Origin of the sequence: Amycolatopsis keratiniphila, from assembly GCF_000400635.2 — a bacterium.
Classification (GTDB): domain Bacteria; phylum Actinomycetota; class Actinomycetes; order Mycobacteriales; family Pseudonocardiaceae; genus Amycolatopsis; species Amycolatopsis keratiniphila.
The window spans coordinates 3,068,415-3,090,556 of the sequence record NC_021252.1 but is presented as its reverse complement, the minus strand read 5'-3'; the positions used below and the strand labels follow the sequence as shown (position 1 = coordinate 3,090,556).

20 protein-coding genes are annotated in these 22,142 nt (G+C 68.8%); 11 read left to right on the top strand and 9 right to left on the bottom strand.

All coding sequences use genetic code 11. The features are described from left to right. The first annotated feature begins 3 nt into the window (after positions 1–3). From AORI_RS55430 to AORI_RS55410, 5 genes are all read left to right on the top strand, one after another. Positions 4–456, top strand: coding sequence for a MaoC family dehydratase (locus AORI_RS55430; protein WP_016333242.1), 453 nt, complete (start codon positions 4–6; stop codon positions 454–456). A 91-nt stretch (positions 457–547) separates the two neighbouring features. Beyond that, positions 548–1,573, top strand: coding sequence for a phosphotransferase family protein (locus AORI_RS55425; protein ID WP_016333241.1), 1,026 nt, complete (start codon positions 548–550; stop codon positions 1,571–1,573). 2 nt (positions 1,574–1,575) lie between these two features. Then, on the top strand, positions 1,576–2,799 hold the full coding sequence (locus AORI_RS55420) for an acyl-CoA dehydrogenase family protein (RefSeq protein WP_016333240.1): 1,224 nt from the start codon (positions 1,576–1,578) through the stop codon (positions 2,797–2,799). Beyond that, positions 2,796–3,977: an acyl-CoA dehydrogenase family protein gene (locus tag AORI_RS55415; RefSeq protein WP_016333239.1), complete on the top strand. Its 1,182-nt coding sequence runs from the start codon at positions 2,796–2,798 to the stop codon at positions 3,975–3,977. The genes AORI_RS55420 and AORI_RS55415 overlap by 4 nt, the downstream gene beginning before the upstream one ends. Then, positions 3,974–5,089, top strand: coding sequence for an acyl-CoA dehydrogenase family protein (locus tag AORI_RS55410; RefSeq protein ID WP_016333238.1), 1,116 nt, complete (start codon positions 3,974–3,976; stop codon positions 5,087–5,089). Before AORI_RS55415 ends, AORI_RS55410 begins: the two co-directional genes overlap by 4 nt. Positions 5,090–5,137: 48 nt before the next feature. Here AORI_RS55410 and AORI_RS55405 read toward each other — a convergent pair whose 3' ends face one another. The 3 genes from AORI_RS55405 to AORI_RS55395 form a co-directional block, all read right to left on the bottom strand. Beyond that, the gene (locus AORI_RS55405) at positions 5,138–5,755 is read right to left on the bottom strand and encodes a TetR/AcrR family transcriptional regulator (protein ID WP_016333237.1); all 618 of its coding nucleotides are present in this window, start codon (positions 5,753–5,755) and stop codon (positions 5,138–5,140) included. Positions 5,756–6,088: 333 nt separating this feature from the next. After that, positions 6,089–7,072, bottom strand: a complete 984-nt coding sequence (locus AORI_RS55400) for a phosphotriesterase family protein (protein WP_016333236.1) — start codon at positions 7,070–7,072, stop codon at positions 6,089–6,091. 5 nt (positions 7,073–7,077) lie between these two features. After that, a complete protein-coding gene (locus tag AORI_RS55395; protein ID WP_016333235.1) occupies positions 7,078–8,730 on the bottom strand; it encodes an AMP-binding protein in 1,653 nt (550 codons plus the stop codon). Positions 8,731–8,806: 76 nt separating this feature from the next. Here AORI_RS55395 and AORI_RS55390 point away from each other — a divergent pair, with 76 nt between their 5' ends. Together AORI_RS55390 and AORI_RS55385 are read left to right on the top strand one after the other, a co-directional pair. Continuing rightward, the gene (locus tag AORI_RS55390) at positions 8,807–9,628 is read left to right on the top strand and encodes an enoyl-CoA hydratase-related protein (protein WP_016333234.1); all 822 of its coding nucleotides are present in this window, start codon (positions 8,807–8,809) and stop codon (positions 9,626–9,628) included. A 181-nt stretch (positions 9,629–9,809) separates the two neighbouring features. Beyond that, positions 9,810–10,304, top strand: a complete 495-nt coding sequence (locus AORI_RS55385) for a beta-class carbonic anhydrase (RefSeq protein WP_016333233.1) — start codon at positions 9,810–9,812, stop codon at positions 10,302–10,304. Here AORI_RS55385 and AORI_RS55380 read toward each other — a convergent pair. Both AORI_RS55380 and AORI_RS55375 read right to left on the bottom strand, forming a co-directional pair. Beyond that, positions 10,291–11,076 (bottom strand): SDR family oxidoreductase, encoded by a 786-nt coding sequence (locus tag AORI_RS55380; protein WP_016333232.1) that lies wholly within the window; start codon positions 11,074–11,076, stop codon positions 10,291–10,293. The genes AORI_RS55385 and AORI_RS55380 overlap by 14 nt on opposite strands. Next, complete coding sequence (locus AORI_RS55375; RefSeq protein WP_046199779.1) at positions 11,073–11,864, bottom strand: SDR family oxidoreductase; 792 nt, start codon at positions 11,862–11,864, stop codon at positions 11,073–11,075. Before AORI_RS55375 ends, AORI_RS55380 begins: the two co-directional genes overlap by 4 nt. A gap of 88 nt (positions 11,865–11,952) precedes the next feature. Here AORI_RS55375 and AORI_RS55370 point away from each other — a divergent pair, with 88 nt between their 5' ends. Then, positions 11,953–12,567, top strand: coding sequence for a TetR/AcrR family transcriptional regulator (locus tag AORI_RS55370; RefSeq protein ID WP_016333230.1), 615 nt, complete (start codon positions 11,953–11,955; stop codon positions 12,565–12,567). A 158-nt stretch (positions 12,568–12,725) separates the two neighbouring features. Then, the gene (locus AORI_RS55365; RefSeq protein ID WP_016333229.1) at positions 12,726–14,087 is read left to right on the top strand and encodes an MFS transporter; all 1,362 of its coding nucleotides are present in this window, start codon (positions 12,726–12,728) and stop codon (positions 14,085–14,087) included. Here AORI_RS55365 and AORI_RS55360 read toward each other — a convergent pair. Further along, positions 14,046–15,005 carry a helix-turn-helix transcriptional regulator gene (locus tag AORI_RS55360; RefSeq protein WP_016333228.1) on the bottom strand — a complete coding sequence of 320 codons (960 nt, stop codon included), beginning with the start codon at positions 15,003–15,005 and terminating at the stop codon, positions 14,046–14,048. The genes AORI_RS55365 and AORI_RS55360 overlap by 42 nt on opposite strands. 433 nt (positions 15,006–15,438) lie before the next feature. On the opposite strand from AORI_RS55360, the gene AORI_RS55355 reads away from it, so the two are divergent. After that, positions 15,439–15,903 carry a nucleoside deaminase gene (locus AORI_RS55355; protein ID WP_016333227.1) on the top strand — a complete coding sequence of 155 codons (465 nt, stop codon included), beginning with the start codon at positions 15,439–15,441 and terminating at the stop codon, positions 15,901–15,903. Here AORI_RS55355 and AORI_RS55350 read toward each other — a convergent pair. Then, positions 15,900–17,159: a GGDEF domain-containing protein gene (locus AORI_RS55350; RefSeq protein ID WP_051552891.1), complete on the bottom strand. Its 1,260-nt coding sequence runs from the start codon at positions 17,157–17,159 to the stop codon at positions 15,900–15,902. The two genes, AORI_RS55355 and AORI_RS55350, sit on opposite strands and share 4 nt — an antisense overlap. A gap of 229 nt (positions 17,160–17,388) precedes the next feature. On the opposite strand from AORI_RS55350, the gene AORI_RS55345 reads away from it, so the two are divergent. After that, positions 17,389–18,339 (top strand): chitinase, encoded by a 951-nt coding sequence (locus AORI_RS55345; protein ID WP_016333225.1) that lies wholly within the window; start codon positions 17,389–17,391, stop codon positions 18,337–18,339. 100 nt (positions 18,340–18,439) lie between these two features. Here AORI_RS55345 and AORI_RS55340 read toward each other — a convergent pair whose 3' ends face one another. After that, positions 18,440–20,008, bottom strand: coding sequence for an ABC transporter substrate-binding protein (locus AORI_RS55340; RefSeq protein WP_228688351.1), 1,569 nt, complete (start codon positions 20,006–20,008; stop codon positions 18,440–18,442). Between the two features lie 19 nt (positions 20,009–20,027). Continuing rightward, positions 20,028–22,058 carry a hypothetical protein gene (locus AORI_RS55335; RefSeq protein ID WP_228688350.1) on the bottom strand — a complete coding sequence of 677 codons (2,031 nt, stop codon included), beginning with the start codon at positions 22,056–22,058 and terminating at the stop codon, positions 20,028–20,030. Positions 22,059–22,142: the final 84 nt, after the last annotated feature.

The following is a 22,142-nucleotide window of genomic DNA, read 5'->3' as shown; positions in this document are numbered from 1 at the left end:
GCCATGCGCGAATTCGCCTCCCTGCAGGAGTTCGAGAACGCCGTCGGCGAGCACTTCGGCTACAGCGACTGGCTGACGCTCACCCAGGACCGGGTGAACCTGTTCGCCGACGCCACCGACGACCACCAGTGGATCCACGTCGACGTCGAGAAGGCCGCCGAAGGCCCGTTCGGCGGCCCGATCGCCCATGGCTTCCTGACGCTGTCGCTCATTTCGGGCTTCGTCGGCAAGCTCTACCGGGTCAACGGGCTCAAGATGGGCATCAACTACGGCCTGAACAAGGTCCGGTTCCCCCAGCCGGTCAAGGTCGGCGCGAAGATCCGGGCGGGTGCCGAACTGGTCGAGGTCACCGACGTCGCCGGCGGCAAGCAGGCCGTGGTGCGGTGGACGATCGAGATCGACGGCGAGCCCAAACCGGCGTGCGTCGCGGAAATGGTCGTCCGGCTGATCGCCTGAGAGAGTGACCTCCGGCACCTCGCCGGACCAGCCCTACCTGACATACCGACTGGTCGGTACTGTTACCGGAAAGCGAGACGCTGGAGGCACCATGAACCAGTCCGACCTGCCGGGCCTCGACCTGGCCAGGCTCAAGGCCCATCTGGACGAGCACCGGCCGGGGCTCGTCCAGGGCGACCTGAGCGGCCAGGTCGTGGAAGGGGGCCGGTCGAACCTCACCTACATCGTGGGTGACGGCCGGTCCCGCTGGGTGGTCCGCCGCCCGCCGCTGGGCCACGTCCTGCCGACCGCGCACGACATGGGCCGCGAGTACCGGGTGATCACCGGCCTGCACGGCACGCCCGTCCCGGTGCCGGAAACCGTGCTGCTGTGCGAAGACACCGACGTCATCGGCTCGCGGTTCTACGTGATGGAGTTCGTGGAGGGCACGCCCTTCCGCTCGGACACCGAGCTGGCCGCGCTGGGCCCCGCCCGCACCAAGGCGATCGCGGACGAGCTGGTGGACACCCTGGTCGCCCTGCACGCCGTCGAACCGGAATCGGTGGGACTGGGCGATTTCGGCCGCCCCGAGGGCTTCCTCGAACGCCAGTTGCGGCGCTGGAAGAAGCAGCTCGACGGCAACCGCAGCCGCGAGCTGCCGGGCGTCGACGAACTGCACGACCGGCTGGCCTCGTCGGTGCCGGAATCGGGGAAGCCGTCGATCGTCCACGGCGACTACCGGCTGGACAACGTGCTGGTGAACGCCGACGACCGGATCACCGCGGTGCTGGACTGGGAGATGTCCACCCTCGGCGACCCGCTGACCGACCTCGCGCTCCTGGTGGCCTACGCCGAACGCGACAAGGTCTCCTTGCAGTTCGTGTCCAACGCCAGTTCGGCGCCGGGTTACCCGCGCAACGACGAGGTCATCGCGCGGTACGCCGAGCGCTCCGGCCGCGATGTCTCCCGGCTCAACTGGTACGTGAGCTTCGCGTTCTTCAAGCTCGCGGTGATCCTGGAAGGCATCCACCTCCGCTACAGCAAGGGGCAGACCGTCGGCGCCGGATTCGACGGCATCGGCTCGGGCGTCGTCCCGTTGATCGCGCACGGCAATGAGACTCTCAAGGAAGAGGGATAGAGATGGACTTCGCCTTCGACGCGAAAACCGAGGAGCTGCGGGGAAAGCTCCTCGAGTTCATGGATTCGCACATCTACCCGGCCGAGGCCGTCTTCGAGCGGCAGCTGGCCGAGCGCGACAGCGAGTGGTCGCAGCCGCCGATCGTCGAAGAACTCAAGGCCGAGGCCCGCAAACGCGGGCTGTGGAACTTCTTCCTCCCCGGTGACCACGGCGCGGGCCTGACGAACCTGCAGTACGCGCCGCTGGCCGAGATCACCGGCCGCAGCCTCCGGCTCGCGCCGACCGCGGTGAACTGCGCGGCACCGGACACCGGGAACATGGAAGTGCTCACCATGTTCGGCACCGACCAGCAGAAGAAGCAGTGGCTGCAACCGTTGCTGGACGGTGAGATCCGGTCCGCGTTCGCGATGACCGAACCCGACGTCGCCTCTTCCGACGCGCGCAACATCGCCACCAGCATCCGGCGTGACGGCGACGAGTACGTCATCAACGGCCGCAAGTGGTACATCTCCGGCGCGATGAACCCGAACTGCAAGATCTTCATCGTGATGGGCAAGACCGATCCGGACGCGCCCGCGCACAAGCAGCAGAGCATGATCCTGGTCCCCCGCGACACCCCCGGCATGACCGTGAAACGCGGTATGCACGTGTTCGGCTACACCGACGGGGACCACGGCGGCCACGCCGAAGTGCTCTTCGAGGACGTCCGCGTGCCGGCGGAGAACCTCATCGCCGGCGAGGGCGACGGGTTCGCCATCGCGCAGGCACGCCTCGGGCCGGGGCGGATCCACCACTGCATGCGCGCCATCGGCATGGCCGAACGCGCGCTGGAACTGATGTGCCGCCGGGCGCTCTCGCGCGAGACGTTCGGCAAGCCGATCGCCGAACAGGGCGTGGTGCAGGACTGGATCGCCGAAGCACGGGTCAAGATCGAGCAGCAGCGGCTGCTGGTGCTCAAGACCGCCTGGCTGATGGACACCGTCGGCAACCAGGGCGCGCACACCGAGATCCAGGCGATCAAGATCTCCACGCCGATCACCGTCGAGTGGATCCTCGACAAGGCCGTGCAGCTGTTCGGCGCGGGCGGGGTCAGCCAGGACTTCCCGGTCGCCGAGATGTGGGCGCAGGTGCGGACGCTGCGCCTGGCCGACGGCCCGGACGAGGTGCACAAGCGCTCGCTGGCGCACCGTGAGCTGAAGAAGTACCGCGGGGAGGCATCGAAGTGACCACTGTGGACGATCTCAAGCGGCGCGTGGCCGAGCTGCTGGCCACGTATCCGCCGGAAAGCACGCCGCGCCAGGACTTCCTCGACGCGCGGTTCGACGCCGGGCTGGCCTGGATCCACTTCCCCGAAGGCCTGGGCGGCCTGAACGCGCCTCGCTCCCTGCAGTCCGTTGTCGACAAAGAGCTCGCCGCGGCGGGCGCGCCGGACAACGACAAACGGCGGATCGGGATCGGCCTCGGCATGGCCGCGCCGACGATCCTCGCCTTCGGCACGCCCGAACAGCACCAGCGCTTCCTCCGTCCACTGTGGACCGAACGCGAGGTGTGGTGCCAGCTGTTCAGTGAGCCCGGCGCCGGCTCCGACCTGGCCGCGCTGGGCACCCGCGCGGTCCGCGACGGCGACGACTGGGTGGTCACCGGCCAGAAGGTCTGGACATCGGGCGCGCACAAGTCGCAGTGGGCCATCCTGGTCACCCGCACCGATCCCGACGTGCCGAAACACCGTGGTATGACGTACTTCCTGTGCGACATGACCGCGCCGGGCGTCGAAATCCGGCCGCTGCGGCAGATCACCGGGGAGGCCGAATTCAACGAGGTCTTCCTCAGCGAGGTCCGTATTCCCGACGCGCACCGCCTCGGCGCGGTCGGCGAGGGCTGGAAGGTCGCGCAGACCACGCTGATGAACGAACGGGTCGCGATCGGGGGAACCGAGTTCCCGCGTGACGGCGGCATGGTCGGCGTCGTCGCGGAAGTCTGGCGGGAGCGCCCGGAGCTGCGCACGTCCGAACTGCACGACAGGCTGCTGAAGCTGTGGGTGGAAGGCGAAAGCCTGCGCCTGGTGAGTTCGCGGCTGCGGCAGCAGCTCGCCGCGGGCGCGCCGGGGCCGGAGGGGTCCGCGGTCAAGGTCGCGTTCTCCGAGCTGAACCAGGCCGCGTCCGGGCTGGAGATCGAGCTGCTCGGCGAAGACGGTCTGCGCTACGACGACTGGACGATGCGCCGTCCCGACGGCGTGAACTTCCTCGGCCGCGAAGCCGGCTATCGCTATCTGCGCGCGAAGGGGAACTCCATCGAGGGCGGCACCTCGGAGGTCCTGCGCAACATCATCGCCGAACGCGTGCTGGGGCTGCCGTCCGAGCCGCGGATCGACAAGGACGTCGCCTGGAAGGACCTGCCCCGATGAGCGACCTGCTGTACTCCGAGGTCGAAGAGGACCTTCGCGCCAGCGTCCGCGACCTGTTCAAGGACCGCGCGGAACCGGCGGCCCTGATCGCCAGGACCGAGACGGCGGAACCGTACGACCTGAAGCTGTGGCGCACGCTCGCCGCCGACCTCGGCACGGCGGGTCTCGCCGTCCCGGAGGCGCTGGGCGGGCACGGCGCTTCGGCGCGGGAAGTCGCCGTCGTGATGGAGGAACTCGGGCGCAGTGTCGCCCCGGTCCCCTATCTCGGCAGCGCCGTCCTGGCGACGTCGGCCCTGCTGGCGACCGACACGGCGCAGGCGGAAGTGTCCGAACGGCTCGGGAAACTGGCCGCGGGCACACTCATCGGCGCTCTGGCCGTGCCGCTGTCGACCGCACCCGGCGCCGAGTTCCCCTCGGCGGTCACCGCGGCGGCCGACGGCACGCTCAGCGGCGAAGTCCGCAGCGTCGTCGACGCCTCGGTGGCCGAACTGCTCGTCGTCCCGGCGGTGGGACCGGATGGTCCCGGCCTGTACACGGTCGACGCGGCGTCGGCCGGCGTGACGGTCACCGAGGCGATCTCCCTCGACCTCACCCGGCGCATCGCCGACGTGACCTTGGAGAACGTGGCCGCGAAACGCGTAGCCGACGCCTCGGCGGCGGCGTCCGCGCTGGACACGGCACTCGTCACCGCGGCGGGGCTGCTCGCCTCGGAACAGCTCGGGATCGCCGAGTGGGCGCTCACCGAAACGGTGCGCTATCTCAAGGAGCGCTACCAATTCGGCCGTCAGGTCGGCTCCTTCCAGTCGCTGAAGCACCGGCTGGCGAACCTGTACACGGATCTGGTCAACGCCAGGGCGACCGCGCGATACGCCGCCGACTGCCTGGCCTCCGGTGACGACATCGCGATCGCGGTCGCGGTGGCGCAGGCCCGCAACTCCCCCATCGCCGTCCACGCGGCCGAAGAGGCGATCCAGCTGCACGGCGGGATCGGCATGACCTGGGAGCACCCCGCGCATCTGTACCTGAAGCGTGCGAAGAGCGACGAGATCGCCTTGGGCACTCCTGGGCGGCATCGCGCGGCTCTCGCGCCGCTGATCGACCTGCCCGCCTGAGCCACCCGGCGGGGTCCGTCCGAAAGTGCCGGACCCCGCCGAGCGGCTCTACTCGGGTCGCAGCGCGGCCAGCAGGAGATCGGCGAAGTGGTCGCCGATCTGGCGGGCCGAGAGCGCGCCGCCACGCCGGTACCACGAACCGAGGTGGTGCACCGAGCCGAAGAAGAAGTCGACGATCACGTCGGCCGGTTTGTCCCCGCGGAATTCGCCGGACTCCTGGCCTTCCTCGATCAGCGTGCGGAACCGCTCGTGGTACTTGCGGCGTTCCGCGCGGACGGCCTTCTGCTTCTCCACGCTGAGCTGATGCATGGACTGCATGAAGATCGTGTTGTCGTCGAGGTTGTCGATCGTGCTGACGATGACGTCGGAGGCGGCGGAACGCAGCCGCTCCCGCAGCGGCGCCTCGCTCGAGGCCACCTTTTCGAGTTGCTCGGTCTGCGAGCGCAGCACCCGGGCGTAGATCTCGTAGAGAAGGTCGTCCTTGGAGCCGAAGTAGTGGTACATCGCGCCCTTGGTGACCCCGGCCGCCTCGACGATCTCCTGCACGGAGGTGCGGTCGAAACCCTTCTTGGCGAAGAGCTTCGTGGCGTGCGACAGCAGCCGGCGCGGGACGGCGGCCTGGTCTTCGCCGCCTGCCTCGGCCTTCCGGGTGGTCGCTCGTGTCATGACCGGCTCCTTCTCGTGCGGACACTCAGCATACCGGCCGGTTTGTCGACGCACGGGGAACGGGGACTCGAGGCCGGCCAAGGCCACCGGATCACACGCACCGTTCCCTCACGCACGCATAACCGCCGTGGGGAGCCGGAAGCTCTCCGTGGCACGGTCGAGTGGGGAAGATTTGGGACGTTGAACGTCCCAAATCTTCCCCGCTCGAATCACCTGTCTGGTACGAGGTCGGCTGCTCGGCGCGCCTGGTCTCGACGATGTAGGAATCGAAACGTCGAGTGTCCCGATTCCTACATCGTCGAGGAGTCGATCAAGGGCACCGGAACAAAGGGGTCAATACGCGCCGCCGTGCTCGAAGAACCGGCGGGGATTCGTCACCAGCATCGTCGTTATGTCCTTTTCGGAAACCCCCGACTCCCGCAAAGCGGGCAGCACGTCCCGGGTGATGTGGAGGAAATGCCAGTTCGGCGCCACGGCGGCCATCTTGTCCTGCTCGAACCAGTCGATGAAACACGAGGCGTCGTGGGAGAGGACCATTCTTTCGGCGTAACCGCGCTCGCACATCGCCGCGACCGTGGCCACCCGGTCGTCGAACGACAGCAGCGGGTCGAGCCCGAACCGGTCCATGCCCAGCAGCGACCCCTTGTCGGCGATCTCGGTGAGGTAATCGAGGTCGGTGGTGTCGCCGCTGTGGCCGATGAGGACCCTGCTCAAGTCGACGCCTTCGGAAGCGAACACGGCCTGCTGTTCGAGGCCGCGGCGGGTGGGCGCGTGGGTGTGGGTCATGATCGGCGCGCCGGTCTCCCGGTGCGCCTTCGCGACCGCGCGCAGGACGCGTTCGACGCCGGGGGTGACCCCGGGCTCGTCGGTCGCGCACTTCAGCAGGGCCGCCTTCACCCCGGTGCCGGCGATCCCGTCGACGATGTCGCCGGTGAAGAGGCCGACCAGCGGGTCCTCGCCGTCGTCGAAGATGAGCCCCGGTCCGCGATGGTGGAGGTAGTGCGGGACGTCGTTGTAGGTGTAGAGCCCGGTCGCGACGATGATCCGCAGGTCGGTTTCGGCCGCGACCCGCTGAACGCGCGGGATGTAGCGGCCGAGCCCGATGACGGTGGGGTCGACGATGGTGTCGATCCCGGCGGCCTTGAGTTCGTCGAGCCGCCGGATCGCGTCGGCGACGTGTTCGTCTTCGCGGAACCCGTCGTGCTCGGGGTGGTTCGCCATGAATTCGGGACTGAGAACGAACAGGTGCTCGTGCATGAGCACCCGCCCCAGCTCGCCGGTGTCGACGGGCCCTCGGACGGTTTCGACCTGTGCCATGCCGGTCAGCCCCTCTCCCGGAGTTCGCGGCGGAGGATCTTGCCGCTCACCGTCTTCGGCAGTTCGTCGAGCACCTCGATCACGCGCGGGTATTTGTACGCGGCGAGGCGTTCCTTGCAGTACGCGACGAGATCCTGGGGATCGGGCGTGGCGCCCGGTGCCGGGCTGATGTAGGCCTTCACGGTCTCGCCGCGGTACTCGTCCGGAACGCCGACGACGGCCGCTTCACGCACCGCCGGATGCGTGTACAGGACGTCCTCGACCTCACGCGGCCAGACCTTGAACCCGGAGGCGTTGATCATGTCCTTCTTGCGGTCGACGACGTAGACCCAGCCGCTCGGCTCCATGAAGCCGATGTCGCCGGTCAGGAGCCTGCCGCCGGGCAGCGCGGCTTCGGTCGCCTCGGGCCGGTTCCAGTAGCCGGGGATCACCATCGGACCTTCGACGGCGATCTCACCCGCCGTCCCGAACGGCAGTTCCTCGCCGTTCTCTCCGAGGATGCGCACGATCGTCCCCGGCACCGGCAGGCCGATCGAGATCGTGCCCGAGGCTTCGTCGATGGGCGCTTCGAGACTGCTCGGGACGACGATGCAGCCCGCGGTCGTCTCGGTGAGCCCGTAGCCGTTGTGGATGTAGTGGCCGAACCGTTCGCGGAACGTGCCGACGACGGCGGGCGGCAGCGCGGCACCACCGGAGTACAGCAACTCGAAGGAGTCGAAATGTTCGCGGCCGACGCCGGGGTGGGCCATCAGCGCCATGTACGCCGTCGACGGGCCCACCGTGTAAACGGGCTTGTGCTCCAGGAAGGCGTCGAGCACCACGCCGGGCTCGAACCGGTACGCGAGCGCGAGCGTGCCGCCGATGTCGATCGCGGAGGCGATCTCGCAGACCATGCCGGTGATGTGGAACAGCGGGGCGAGGCCGAACAGGGTGGCGCCCTTGCCCAGACCGCTGAACGTGCTCAGCACGGCCGCGTTCGCGCCGAGGTTGCCGTGGGTGTTCATCGCCCCCTTCGGCGTCCCGCTGGTGCCCGACGTGTAGCTGATCAGCGCGACGTCGTCGGGGCCGAGGCGGGGATCTGGGGGCGGATCTCCCGCCGCCCGCGCCACCGTCAGCAGATCGGCGGCGCCGGGGGTCGGCTCCCGCACGATCCCGCCGAACACCCGCGCATCGTCGCGGCCCTGCAGGTCCAGTTCGCTGGTGGTCAGCGCGATGGTCACGCCGCTGCCGGGCACGAGCGGGCCGATCCGGCGGTTCCAGCCGCTCTGCGAGCAGACGACCGCGCGCACCCCCGCGTCCTCGAAGACGTGCCGGAGTTCCCGCTCGCGGTACATCGGGTTGACCGGGACGACGATCCCGCCCGCCTTCCACGCGCCGAGCAATGCCAGCACGAACTGCGGGATGTTCTGCAGGACCAGGGCGAGCCGGTCGCCCGGGGCGAAACCGGAGGCCAGCAGATGACGCGCGACACCGTCGGAAAGCTCGTCGACCTCGCGATAGCTCATCGTGGCGTCGAAGTAGGCGATCGCCGTGGCCTGCGGAGAGCGCTGCACCGCCCGCCGGAAGGACGCGGGGACCGTGGTGGCTTTCGGTGTCTCCGCCGCCTTCATACGATCTTCGTAGGCGGCCAGCCACGGCTTCGCTTCGTACCGGCTCATGCAGGTTTCCTCCCTGACAAGTCTCGACGATCCTGTAAGCATCCGCTTAGTATGTCGATGACGCAAGGAGGTCGACGTGACCGATCAGCTCCCACCGTCCGAAGTGGACACTGCGGATACGGTCCGGTACGCCGTGGACGGCGCCGTCGCCACGATCACCTTCGACAAACCCGAACGTGGCAACGCGCTGGACCAGCCGATGCAGATCCGCTACGGCCGGTTGCTGGGCGAGGCGTCGGCCGATCCCGGGGTCCGTGCCGTCGTCGTCACCGGCGGCGGGCGCTCCTTCTGCCCCGGCGCGGACCTGGGGCTGCTGGAGAACATCTCCGCCGACGGCACGGGCACGCCGGAACGGGAAGGCTTCCGCGATGTCCTCGCCGCCGCGTATGCCGATGTGCCGGTGGTCGCGGCGATCAACGGCGGCTGCGCCGGGCTCGGTTTCGTGATCGCCTGCGCCGCCGACGTCCGGTTCGCCGCGGCGGGCGCGAAGTTCACCACCGCGTTCGCGCGGCGGGGCCTCGTCGCCGAATACGGTGTGGCGAAACTGCTGCCCGAACTCGTCGGCCGCGGGCGGGCGCTCGACCTGCTGCTCTCCGGGCGGACCTTCACCGCCGAACAGGCGTACGAGTACGGCTTGGTGCAGGAAGTCGTGCCGCCGGAAGAGCTTTCGGCCCGGGCGATGGCCTACGCCATCGAACTCGCGACGTACAGCGCGCCACGCTCCATGGCGCTCATGAAGCGGCAAGTCCTTCGCGAAGCCGGGCTCTCCCTGGAGGATTCCGCCCGGGAAGCCACCGCCCTGATGCTCGAATCCTTCGGCCACCCGGAACTTCCCGAAGGCCTGGCCAGCTGGAACGAACGCCGCCCGCCGGATTTCCCGCCGTACCAAGGCGATTAGGCCACCCCGGACGCGTGTCCGGGGCGACCCGACCGGATCGGACGGTCTCGCGGGTGGTCACGCCAACGTCCCGCCTTGCGGGACATCGGGCCCGGTGAGCCCGGTCCCAGCTCCTGGGAACGGTTGCGTTCACGCACCTCCCAGCGGTGCACTGGCGGTACGCCGAACCGGAAGGGTCACCATGTCGGTCACCGACGAACTCCTGGCCAACAACGCCGGCTACGCCGCGCGCTTCTCCGGACCACTCCCCTTGCCACCCGCCAAACACGTCGCCGTGCTCGCTTGTATGGACGCCCGCCTCAACGTCTACGGCGCCCTCGGCCTCCAGGAGGGCGAAGCGCATGTCATCCGCAACGCGGGCGGCGTCGTCACCGAGGACGAGATCCGTTCCCTCGCGATCAGCCAGCGGCTGCTCGGCACACGGGAGATCATCCTCATCCACCACACCGACTGCGGAATGCTGACCTTCACCGACGACGACTTCAAGAAGTCCATCCAGGAGGAGGTCGGCGTCAAACCGGCGTGGGCCGCCGAAGCCTTCGGCGACGTCGACGAGGACGTCCGTCAGTCGATCTCCCGTATCCGGAACAGCCCGTTCATCCCCGAAAAGGACTCCGTCCGGGGTTTCGTCTTCGACGTCGCCACCGGGAAGCTGAACGAGGTCATTCCCCGGTGACCTGCTCCACCTTGCGCTGCAGCTTGTTCATCCCGCCGAGCCAGCGGTCGGTCTGCGTGGCCCGCGCGGCGTAGTAGTCCGCGACCTCGGGATGCGGCAACACCAGGAACCGGTCCTCGGCGATGGCCTCGAACAACGCGTCCGCGACCTGTTCCGGCTGGATCGCCGACGCGCCCATCAGCAGTTCGCCCGCGGGGCCGGTGTTCTCCAGCATCGCCGTCCGCACGCCCTGCGGGCAGATGGCCTGCACGGTGAGCCCGCGGTGCCGGTACGTCGCCGACAGCCATTCGGAGAACGCGAGCGCCCCGTGTTTGGTCACCGAGTACGACGCCGATCCGAGGCTGGTCAGCAATCCCGCCGCCGACACCGTCGAAATGAAGTGCCCGCGCCCGCGGTCGAGCCACGGTGGTAGGAGCAGCCGCGCCGCGCGCACGTGCGCCATGACGTTGACGTCCCAGATCCGCGCCCAGTCCTCCTCGGGCGCGTCGACGCCGCCCATCGGCGCGATCCCGGCGTTGGCACAGAAGACGTCGATCTCGCCGAGGGTTTCGCGGGCCGCGGCGATCAGCGACGCGACGCCCGCTTCGCTCGCGGCGTCACCGGCGACGGCGGTGCCGCCGATCTCCTTCGCGACCTCGGCAGCGGCGTCCCCGTTCAGGTCGCCGACGACCACGCGCGCGCCCTCGGCGGCGAACCGGCGGGCGAGTACGGCACCGATCCCGCCGCCCCCGCCGGTGACGACGACACCGGAGCCGGTGAAGGACGGCGTCACAGGCCACCGGCCAGTGTCACGCCGCCGTCGAGGACCATCGTCTGCCCGGTGATCCAGCCCGCCTCTTCGGAAAGCAGGAACGACACGGCGCTCGCGATGTCCGCCGGGACACCGAGGCGCTTCATCGGGTACGGCTCCGAGACCTCTTCCTCTCGGCCTTCGTACAGCGCGGTCGCGAACTTGGTCTTGACCACGGCCGGCGCGACGGCGTTCACGCGGATCTTCGGGCCCAGCTCGAAACCGAGTTCCTTGGTGAGCCGGATCAGCGCGGCCTTGCTGACGCCGTACATCCCGATCCCGGGCGACGCGCCGAGCCCGGCGATGGAAGCGACGTTCACCACCGCGCCGCCGTGCTCCCCCATCCACGCGTCCCGCGCCCGGCGGGTCCACGAAAGCGGGGCGAGCACGTTGACGGCGAAGATCTTCGCGGCGGCACCGGGGTCGACGTCCAGGGTCGGCCCGAACACCGGGTTGATGCCGGTGTTGTTGACCAGCATGTCGAGCCGTCCGAAGGTCTCGATGGTCTTGGCGACGGCCTCGGCCTGGTGTTCGTCGTCGTCGGCCTTGCCCGGCACGGCGATGGCGACCGCCTCGCCGCCCAATTCGGCCACCGCCTCGGCGAGCGGCTCCGGCTTGCGCGCGGTGATGCACACCTTCGCGCCGCGCTCGACGAGGTCCTTGGCGATTCCGAGACCGATGCCCCGGCTGGCCCCGGTGACGATCGCGACGCGATCCTTGAAGGAGTGGTTCACTCTGTCGATCTCCTCTGTGTTCACTAGCGAGCGCATTCACTAAGCGAGCGCTCACTTACAATGGGAAGGTCCGGAGACGCTGTCAAGCCCACACTCCGGTTCGAGCGTCTGGGAGGATCTGCGGATGACCATGTCGCTGTCGGCCGAACTGTGGCCCGACGTCCAGCCGGAGACGGCACGGCGGCTGATGCTGGCCGGGGTCGAATCCTTCGCGCGGCGCGGCTATCACGCGACCACCACCAGGGACATCGCCTCGGCGGCGGGGATGAGCCCCGCGGCGCTGTACGTGCACTTCCCGTCCAAGGCCGCGCTGCTGTTCGCGATTTCGAAGTACGGCCACGAGCAGACGCTGTCCCTGGTCGAGAGCGTCGTGGCGCGGGAGACCGATCCGGTCGAGCGGATCCGGCTGCTGGTGGAGGACTTCGTGGCCTGGCACGCCCGGCGACACACCGTGGCCCGCGTGGTGCAGTACGAACTGCAGGCACTGCCCGACGAGGAGTTCGAGATCGTCGCGAAACTGCGCCGCCGCATCGAGCAGGTCGTGCGCGAGGTCATCACCGAAGGCGCCCAAGCGGGCGTGTTCACCGTCGGCGACCCGCACACCGCGGCCCGCGCCGTGCTCTCGCTCGGCGTCGATGTCTCCCGCTGGTACAGCGAGCGGGCCCGCCAGACCCCCAAGAAGCTGGGCCAGGAGTACAGCGAGCTGGTGCTGCGCATGCTCGGCACGAAACTCTCCTGACCAGTAGTGATCGACCTTCCCGGGCGATACCGCCACCAGAGTGACATACCAACTGGTCGGTATCCAGAATTACCCGTTGAGACGTTGACCACATACTAAGCGGTTGTTAACTTGCCCGGACTGCATCGCCGCAGCAGCGCCGAGCGAAGGGCATCCAGATGGCCGACACCGCACCGAACGCCGCCGAACCGACGATCACCGTCTCCCAGCGCAGGAGGGCCGCGACCGCGGCGGCACTCGCCTCATCGGTCGAGTGGTACGACTACTTCGTCTTCGGGATCGCCGCCGCCCTGGTGTTCGGGAAGACCTTCTTCCCCACCACCAACGCCGCGGCCGGCGTCCTCGCCTCGTTCGCCACGTTCGCGGTCGGCTTCCTCGCCAGGCCGCTCGGCGGGATCATCGCGGGCAGCCTCGGCGACAAACGCGGCCGGAAACCGGTGCTGGTACTGGCGATCGCGCTGATGGGCGCGGCGACCACGCTGATCGGCCTGCTGCCGACCTACGACTCGATCGGCATCGCCGCGCCGATCCTGCTGGTGCTGCTCCGGCTCGTGCAGGGGGTCGCCGTCGGCGCCCAGTGGGGTGGCGCGATGCTGCTCGCCACCGAGTACGCACCGCCCGGGAAACGCGGTCTCTACGGCAGTCTCGTCCAGCTCGGCGTCCCGATCGGGGTCGTGCTGGCGAACACGGTGTTCCTGATCGCCGCGCAGGTCGCGCCGCCGTCCGACTTCCTCGTATGGGCGTGGCGGATCCCGTTCCTGGTCGGCGTCCTCGTACTCGGGCTGGCCTGGTACATGCACGTCAAGATCGACGAGACGCCCGAATACCGCCGCGCGGAGGCGAAACTCGCCGCCGAGGAACGCGGCCGGGCCAAGTCGCCGCTGCGTGACGTCCTGCGCCACCACAAGGGCACGGTGCTGCTGGCCGGCGGCTCGTTCATGGTCAACACAGCCACCTTCTACATCCTGCTGAACGGCGTCCTCGACTACGCCACCCGTCATCTGGGCATGTCGCGGACCACCGTGCTCGTCGCGACGCTGCTGATCAGCACGCTGCAGCTGGCGATCATCCCGCTGGCGGCGAAACTGTCCGACCGGATCGGCAGGCTCAAGATCTACACCTTCGGCGCGGCGGGGGTCGCGCTCTGGGCGATCCCGATGTTCCTGCTGATCGACACGGCGTCGCTGCCGCTGTTCGTGGTCGCCTCGTTCGTGGGCTCGCTGTTCCTCGGCATCATGTACGGCCCGCAGGCGGCGCTGTTCGCCGAACTGTTCACCGCCGAGATGCGCTACACCGGCGCCTCGCTCGGCTACCAGATCAGCGCGGTCGTCGGCGGCGGGCTCGCGCCGTTCATCATGGTGCTGCTACTGGAATCCACCGGCACCTCGATGTCGGTTTCGCTCTACATCATCGTGCTGGCCCTGATCTCGCTCGGTTCGATCGGCCTGCTCGCCAAACGCGCGCGGTCCACTTCGGACTCAGACGACCGCGCGCGCGAAGCGGTCGGCGACCAGTCGTAGCCGCTCCTTGACCTCGTCCGGGGCCTCCTCGACGACGAAGTCGACGTCCCAGTGGGCGAGGTAGTAGGGCATCACCGAGAGGTCGTTGGAACCGACCCTGACCCGGCAGGTGCGCTCGTCGATGGCCTCGATCGTCCCGGCGGTCGGGGACACGTACTCGGCGAGCGCCTCCGCCGAGGCGTTGACCCGAAGCACCATCTGGTGCGGATACGGCGACGACGTGATCCCGCGGGAGACGTAGGCCGCGAGGTCCTCGGCGGGCGGTTCCCTCGGCGTGAACCGGAAGCTGGTCGCCGGGACGCCGTCGATGCGGTCGACCCGGAAGGTCCGCCAGTCGTCGCGATCGAGATCGAACGCGACCAGGTACCACCGGCGCCCGGTGTGCACCAGGCGCAACGGCTCGATGTAGCGCTCGGTGACGTCGCCGCTGTGGCTGCGATAGCCGAACCGGAGCCGCTGATGGTCGCGGCAGGCGGACGCGATGACCGTCAGCGCGGCCGCGTCGATGACCGGGACGACGCCGCCGAGCGGGATCATCGCGGCGTTCAGCGCGGTCACCCGGTGCCGGAGCCGGGCGGGCAGCACCTGCTCCAGCTTCGTGAGCGCGCGCACCGAGGTCTCCTCGATCCCCGAGACCGTCCCGTTCGCGGCCGTGCGGAGCCCGACGGCGACCGCGACCGCCTCGTCGTCGTCCAGCAGCAAGGGCGGCAGCGCGGCCCCCGCGCCGAGCCGGTAGCCGCCCGCGACCCCGGGCGTGGCGTGCACCGGGTAGCCCAGCTCCCGCAGCCGCTCGACGTCGCGCCGGACCGTGCGGACGTCCACCTGCAGCCGGTCGGCCAGGTCGGCGCCCGGCCAGTCGCGCCGCGCCTGCAGCAGGGAGAGGAGCCTCAGCAGCCGTGCCGACGTGCCGGTGGTCATCGGTTCGCTCGCTTCATGGGAGGGAGTCTGGCAGACATTCAGGACAGGTCCGGTCCGCATTGGCTCGCGGCGCGGGTTGGGCAGCCTGAGGTACATGAAGGCCCCCTTCCTTGCGCCTGGCGCAAGGAAGGGGCCTTCATGTACTTGGGAGGTGCGAAGGTCGAGTTTCCTCGGCTGAGCCGAGGGAAGGGGTCCTTCACGCGCCACCAGTGTGACTGCTGAGGCTGCCGGTGCACCTGGGGCTAATGTCGCGAGCCGGGAGTCCGTGAAGGCCTCCTTCACTACCTTCAGAGTAGGCAAGGAGGCCTTCACGGAGCGGGCATGCGATCAAGCCGCGCCCAAAAGCCAGCAGGCACCTAAGACACCCTTGGCTCTAACGACCTAATCACTCACGCCCCTTGGCCACGGTGGCGTGGTGGGCACGAGCCGTAAGGTGGGCCAGGTGATCGATCCCGCGCAGCTGCTGTCCGTCGCCCGTGAAGAGGCCGAACTCGGCAAGGCCGAGGGCGGGGTCCCGATCGGCGCCGCCCTCTTCGACACCACCGGTGTCCTGCTCGGCCGCGGCCACAATCGCCGGGTCCAGGACGGCGACCCGTCGATGCACGCCGAGACCTCCGCGTTCCGGAACGCGGGCAGGCGGCCGCACTACCGCGACACCATCATGGTCACCACCCTTTCCCCCTGCTGGTACTGCAGCGGACTGGTGCGCCAGTTCGGCATCGGCCGGGTGATCATCGGCGAGGCCACCACGTTCGAGGGCGGGCACGGCTGGCTCGAGGAGAACGGCGTCGAGATCACCCTGCTCGACGACCCCGCGTGCACCGCGCTGATGACCGAGTTCATCCGGGATCACCCGGAGTTGTGGTTCGAGGACATCGGCGTCCCGTCCGAGGACTAGCTTTCGGCCTCGAAGACGACGGTCCGGTTGCGCCCGGCCCCCTTCGCCGCGCGCATCGCCTGATCCGCCGCGCCGACGAGCCGGTCGAGCGTCTCGCCGCCGGCGGGATGCGACGACACCCCGATCGAGACGGTCGCCCCCGCGAACGTCCCACCCAGTGAGACGAACGTCGAGGAGATCCGCATCCGGATGCGTTCGGCGATCGCGTGCGCGTCGAATCGCGTGGTGCCGGGCAGCAGGACGACGAATTCCTCGCCGCCGAACCGGCCGACCAGGTCCGCCGCCCGGACCTCCGCGCGCAAAGTGTCCGCGACCGCACGGAGGACGTCGTCACCGACGTGCCTCCCGTGCCGGTCGTTGAGCCGGGCGAAGTGGTCAAGGTCGAGCATCAGCAGCGAAAGATCCGCGCCACGGCCCCGAAGCAGTTCGAACTGGGTGCGCGCACCGTCCAACCAGGACGACGCGGTGAGCAGTCCGGTACCGGCGTCCGTACCCGCGTGGCCGCGCAGGGCGCGCATCGTCCCCGCCCGGTGGAGTACCACGAGTGCCCCAGCGAGTACCACGGCGACGTACGGCCAATCCGCCGCCGACCACGCGAGCAGCAATCCGAACGCGACCATCGCCGCGTCGAAGGCGAACCCCGACGGTTCGGCCCCGAATTCGGCGGCGGGCGCGGCCAAAGCGGCGTCGACGGACAGGAAAATCAGGCCGGTGGCGAAAACCAGGGCGAAACTCTCGAAATCCCTTGGCGCGTCGGCGAACGGCGGCGCCCCCAGCAGTACCGGGATGATCGAGGCACCGAGCGCCGAAAGCATGGTGGCGGAGGCCGCGAACACCTGGCGGTGCGGGATCCCGCGCCGGATCCGGCACCAGCGATAGCCCGCCGAAGCGACGACGAGCACCGCGGCGAGCGCGGGCGGCAACAGCAAAGCGCCCGCGAAAATCCACGCCGCGTCCAGTCCGGCCCCGAGCCGCGTGTCGGCACGGGACCGCTCGACGGGCCGCGAAAGCTCAGAGCTGAGGATCATTCCCCCCAGCAGAGCCGAAAACGGCAGCAAGGACGACGGCGCGGGCGGCCGCAACACGAAGAGGTAGGCGGTGGCGGCGAAAGCGGCGAAGTCGACGAGGAGCAGGTATCCGATCAGGCCCCGCCTGGGTAGTTCCCACAGGCTCCAGGACCCCAGGATCCGGCGCGGCGCGGCGAGCCGGTCTCTCCGGCCGCGGCTTCCGGTCGCCATCAGGGAGTCCCCCACCATTTCGGCAAACTAGCCGGTAATCGCGGTGGTGTCGATCCGCTTTCCGGGTCATGCCCTCCCTACTAAGGTCGGTCGTTTCCCCCGGGAATTCCGGTGAATTCTTGACAGTCCTCAATGGTCTAGTCCACTGTGAGTGAGCACACAGTGACCTCCCGGTTGATACGCCGCGTCAAGACGGAGGTGCTCCACACCTGCGCGCCTCGCCGCGCGCGTACCAGTTGGAGGACCTATGAAATCCCTACGACGCTGGGCAACACTGGCCACCGCCGCCGGCGCCGCTCTCGCCACGGCCGTCGGCCTCGCCCCCGTCGCCTCGGCGGCACCGGACCCCGTGCTCGCCTCGCCCTATCTGTACCAGTGGTCGGGACAGACGGACCCCATCGCCGCGATGAACGCCACCGGGGTCAAGGCCTTCACCCTCGCGTTCATCCTCTCCGACGGCGGCTGCAACCCGAAATGGGACGGCAGCCGTTCCCTCACGGGCTCCGACGCCACGATGATCAACAACATCCGGGCCAAGGGCGGCGACGTCATCCCGTCGTTCGGCGGCTGGTCCGGCACGAAGCTCGGGCCGAAATGCGGTACCCCCGCGGCACTCGCCGGCGCGTATCAGAAGGTCATCGACGCCTACAAGCTCAAGGCGATCGACCTCGACATCGAGAACACCGACGAATTCGAGAACTACACCGTCCAGGACCGGATCCTGAACGCCATCAAGATCACGAAGCAGAAGAACCCCGGACTGCGCGTGGTCATCACCATCCCGACCGAGGTGAGCGGCCCCAACGCGCACGGGAAGCGGCTGATCAACCAGTCGAAGGCGCTCGGCGCGGGTGTCGACGCGTGGTCGGTCATGCCGTTCGACTTCTCCAGCGGCGGTGACATGGCGGGCAAGACCCGCAGTGCCGTGGACGGGCTGAAGAACGTCGTGAAGTCCACCTTCGGCCTGAGCGACGACGCGGCCTACCGGCGCAGCGGGCTTTCGTCGATGAACGGGAAGACCGACGTGGCGGGCGAGACCGTCAGCGTCGCCGACTTCCGTGCGATCCGCGACTACGCGGCGAGCAAACATCTCGCCCGGCTGTCGTTCTGGGCGGTGAACCGCGACTGCGACAACTGCGCGGGAATCTCGCAGGGCAAGTACGACTACACCAAGATCGTCGCGGGTTACACCGGCTGACTTCCGTTCCCCACCGGTGTCAGTCCCAGGGTGAGCCCTCGGTACAGGTGGTCGTGAGTGGCGATTCGGGTTCTAACCCGAATCGCCACTCACGACTGCATCACCGGCCGCAGTCCGCCTTCGTGTTCAGCGGCCTCCCCCGCGACCACACCAGATCGACCGGATGCACCGAACCGTCCGGATCGATCGACAGGATCGGCAACGCCTTGTCGAGCTGATTCCCCGTCGCCTGATCGAAAGCGATGAAGCCCGTCGCGCCGGGCACCGGGGAGTTGCAGTCGATGCTCCGCAACACGTCCGGCACCGAGACCGGATCCGACGAAACGTTCTGCACCGCGGCTTCGACGGCCGCCGCGACGGCGTCGTGTTCGATCATCGCGGCGCCGTCCCACAGTTCCGCCTTGGGAAAACCGTGGGTACCGGTGAATTCGGCGACGAAGTTGTCGTAATTCTTCTTGTACGTCGGATGCGCCGGATCGGCGGTGAACATATCCCACTGGTCGGGATACGCGAGGGCGGTGTAGCGGAGACGGACACTGATGTCCTTGTTCAGCGGCAAGGGTTTCCCGGCGAGCGTGCTCGCGTCGTCCCCGGTCATCACGGTCACCGTGTCGAGCCCCTCGCAGGCGCCGTCGCCGGCCAGCGCCGCCACGAGGGCACCGAGGTCCAGTCCACGGCCGGCGAAGTAGATCAGATCGGGTCTCGCGCCACAGATGTCGTTGTGCCACCTGCTGAACAGCCCTCGCAGATACGCCTCACGCGAGGTGTCGGTGAGCGGCTTGACATCGTAGGTCTTCGTGAAGATCACCGGCACCTTCGAGGAGCTCTGAAAGGCTTCGGCGAGCGTGGTCGCGTAGGTGTCCTCTTTGCTGACGCCCTGGATCATCATCACGCGCTTGAAACCGTGCGCGGCGATGTATCCGGCCGCGGCGCGGGCCTCGTCGGTGTTGGTCGGGCCCACGCGGAAGAAGTTGTCGATCCGCACGCCCTTGGGGTCGGTGTTCATGTTGTCCGCGGTGACGGTCGCGCCGATCGTGGCGATCCCGTGCCGCGACAGTTCGGCCACCAGCGCCCGGCTGCTCTCCGTGCTGATGCCGATGTCGGTGACCGCTACGATGCGCTGGGCGGCGGCCGCGGCGACGATCTCCTCCGCGACGACCTGCCAGTGCTCGGCGTTACTCCCGTAGTTGGCCAGCAGGAGCTTGATGCCCGGCGGCCCGTTCTTCGGCCACGCGGCGGTGATCGCGCCCTGGACCTCCCGCCGGACGAACGGGAACGGCTGGCTGTCGACCTTCGGATCGGGCGCGAGGTTCTCCAGCACCACGATGGTCTTGAAGTTCTCGCCCGCCTTCTCGTTGCGGCTCTTGATGAGCTTCTCCAACGGGTCGAGCGGATCGTCGGCCCGCATCGGACCGGAGTCGAGGTTCAGCCCGACGCAGACGTACGACGAGCCGATCGACTCCTCGTCCGCGTCCACCGCGCGCAGCCCCCGGCCGCAGGATTCCCACGGGCTGATCGACACCAGCGCGGCACCCAGCAGCACGACGACGATCGCGATCAGCAGCACTCGATGGCGGTGGGCCCAGCCGCGTGGCCGCACCGGTGGCCCCGTCGCCGCGCGTTCACGGGCCTCGGACATACGTGTTCTCAACGAATCGAGCCAGGACATGACGGAGTTCCGTTCCGGGTCAGGGGAATTCGCCGCGACGGGCGGCTTCCTTGGCCGACACGAGCGCGCCGACGTCGGGCTGGTGCGAAGTGGTGGCCAGAGCGGCGAAGGCGTTCGCGATCACCTGATGCTGGGCCTGCCCGCGGACCGCGAAGGGGTTGGCGGTCAGCCAGCCCGCCGCGATGAGCCGGGCGACGTTGTTCCGGATCTCGGACCGGCCGGCCGGGCACTGCGCGTTGTCGAGGTTGACGAGTTCTTCGTACAGTTCCGCGTGATCCCGCTCGGGCGGCAGATCGTCCGGCGCGTTCAGCACCAGTTCGAGCTTCGCGATCCACTCCGCGTGCGGGATCCGGTTGAACTCGCGCTCGAAGAACGTGACCACTTCGCCGATGTCGCCCAGCGCGAGGTTGCAGTAGGCCAGGCGCACCGGATCCTGTGCGGTGTCCGGATCGTCGCGCAGTGCCTTGAACTGGCCGGTGTAGGTCGGCCCGTCCCCGTCCCCGCGCCGGGCCAGCGCGGACACCAGGTTCGCCGCGATCCACGGATGCAGGGCGGCCTGGTCGTCGGTCGAACCGGGCGAGTTCCTGGCCGTCACCCACAACGACGTGCGCAGTTCGGTCAGGATCCGCCCGACGTGCGGTTGGTCGATCCGGCTCTGCGCGGCGTCCGGGATCAGCCAGGGCGCGGTCGCGAACGGGGCCGCGGTCACGAAGTCGTCGACGTGGACGTCGTCGAGGTGTTCGGTCAGGGCGAGCTTGGTCAGCCTGGTGTAGCAGGGATCCTCCCCGCCACGCGGATCGGTGGTCAGCAGGTCCCGATCGCCCTCGCGCGCGTCGCTCGCCCGCAGGCGCCCGGTGAGCTGCTCGACCGCCGACGGAAGGCCGCCGGTCGCCCGGTGCGCGAGCGTGACCTTCGGCGTGCGCGCGCCGGAATCGAGGATCCGCGCGATCCGCCCGATCGACTGGGGCGAGATCCGGACCGGGTAGTAGGCCGAGTCGAGGGCGCCGTTGGCCGGGTTCGCCCAGTCGTCGTACGAGGCCTCCTCGCAGTCCACCATCGGCCGGGCCACGGACCCGGCGGCGGGCACGGGTTTCCACGGCGCCAGCCACGCGGTGCCCCAGTCGTCGTGCCACCGTCCGCTGGTGGCGATGACCAGCAGCGCGTCGTGTGCGTCGCGGTCGTTCGGATGCTGGACGGCATGTCGTTCCCTGGCGGCGATCAGGTCGGCGAGGAACTCGGTCCCGCCGGGGTGGTCGACGTCGTCGAGCACCACCACCCAGTTGTGCCAGTGCCGGCGCTGCTGCGAGATGTCGCAGGTACAGGGACTCTTCTCCTCCGGCCTGGCCAGCCGCGGATGGTTCTCCCGGACGTCGCCGAGGAACGCCGCCATCAGCCACTCGGTGACCGCCTTGGCGTCACGGGCGCTGCCGTGCGCGAGCCGGTTGAGTTCGAGCAGCGCGTCGAATGGGGATCGCCCCTCGGCGTGGGGGAAGTCCGCCAGCGACCGCAGCGCCTTCCCGAGCCGGGGCCGGATGTTCCGCACCAGATGCGGGAACGTCTGGCGGAACAGATCCGCGTACGGGGGCTCGACGAGACCGGTCGCCTTCGCCGTCTCGGTCAGCGTGTCGAGTGTGCTGTCCATCGCCGGTGTCCAGATGATCCGGTCGAGACTGCCGAGCAGCGACTTCAGTTGCGCCAGGTCTTCGTCGCGATTTCGACCGGAAAGTTCCGCCTGGACTGCGATCAGCGCGATCGTGAAACGAATGAACTGCGGTTTCGGTCGATTTCGCCATTTTCTCGAAAACGAGTAGGCCAGTTTCGTGAGCACGTCGATCGTGCCCGCCCGGCCACCCTGCCCGAAATCGAATCCGGCGTGCACGACGCCCCAGCCCAAGTCGCGGCGGATCGCTTCCAGCGCGGTGGTCTTCCCCGAACCGACCGGCCCGAGCAGCAGCGTCACCGGCTGCGGGCGCGACGGATTCCCCGTCTCGCGGTTGATCAGCATTCTCCGGGCGAACTGCACCGCGGGAGAATGTCGGTCCACACTCATTTTCCTGTTTCAGCCCCTAGCCGTGCTCCGGGAGGAATGGAGAGTGCGAACCATCGTAGATATCCGGCCCAAGGCGGGGCACAG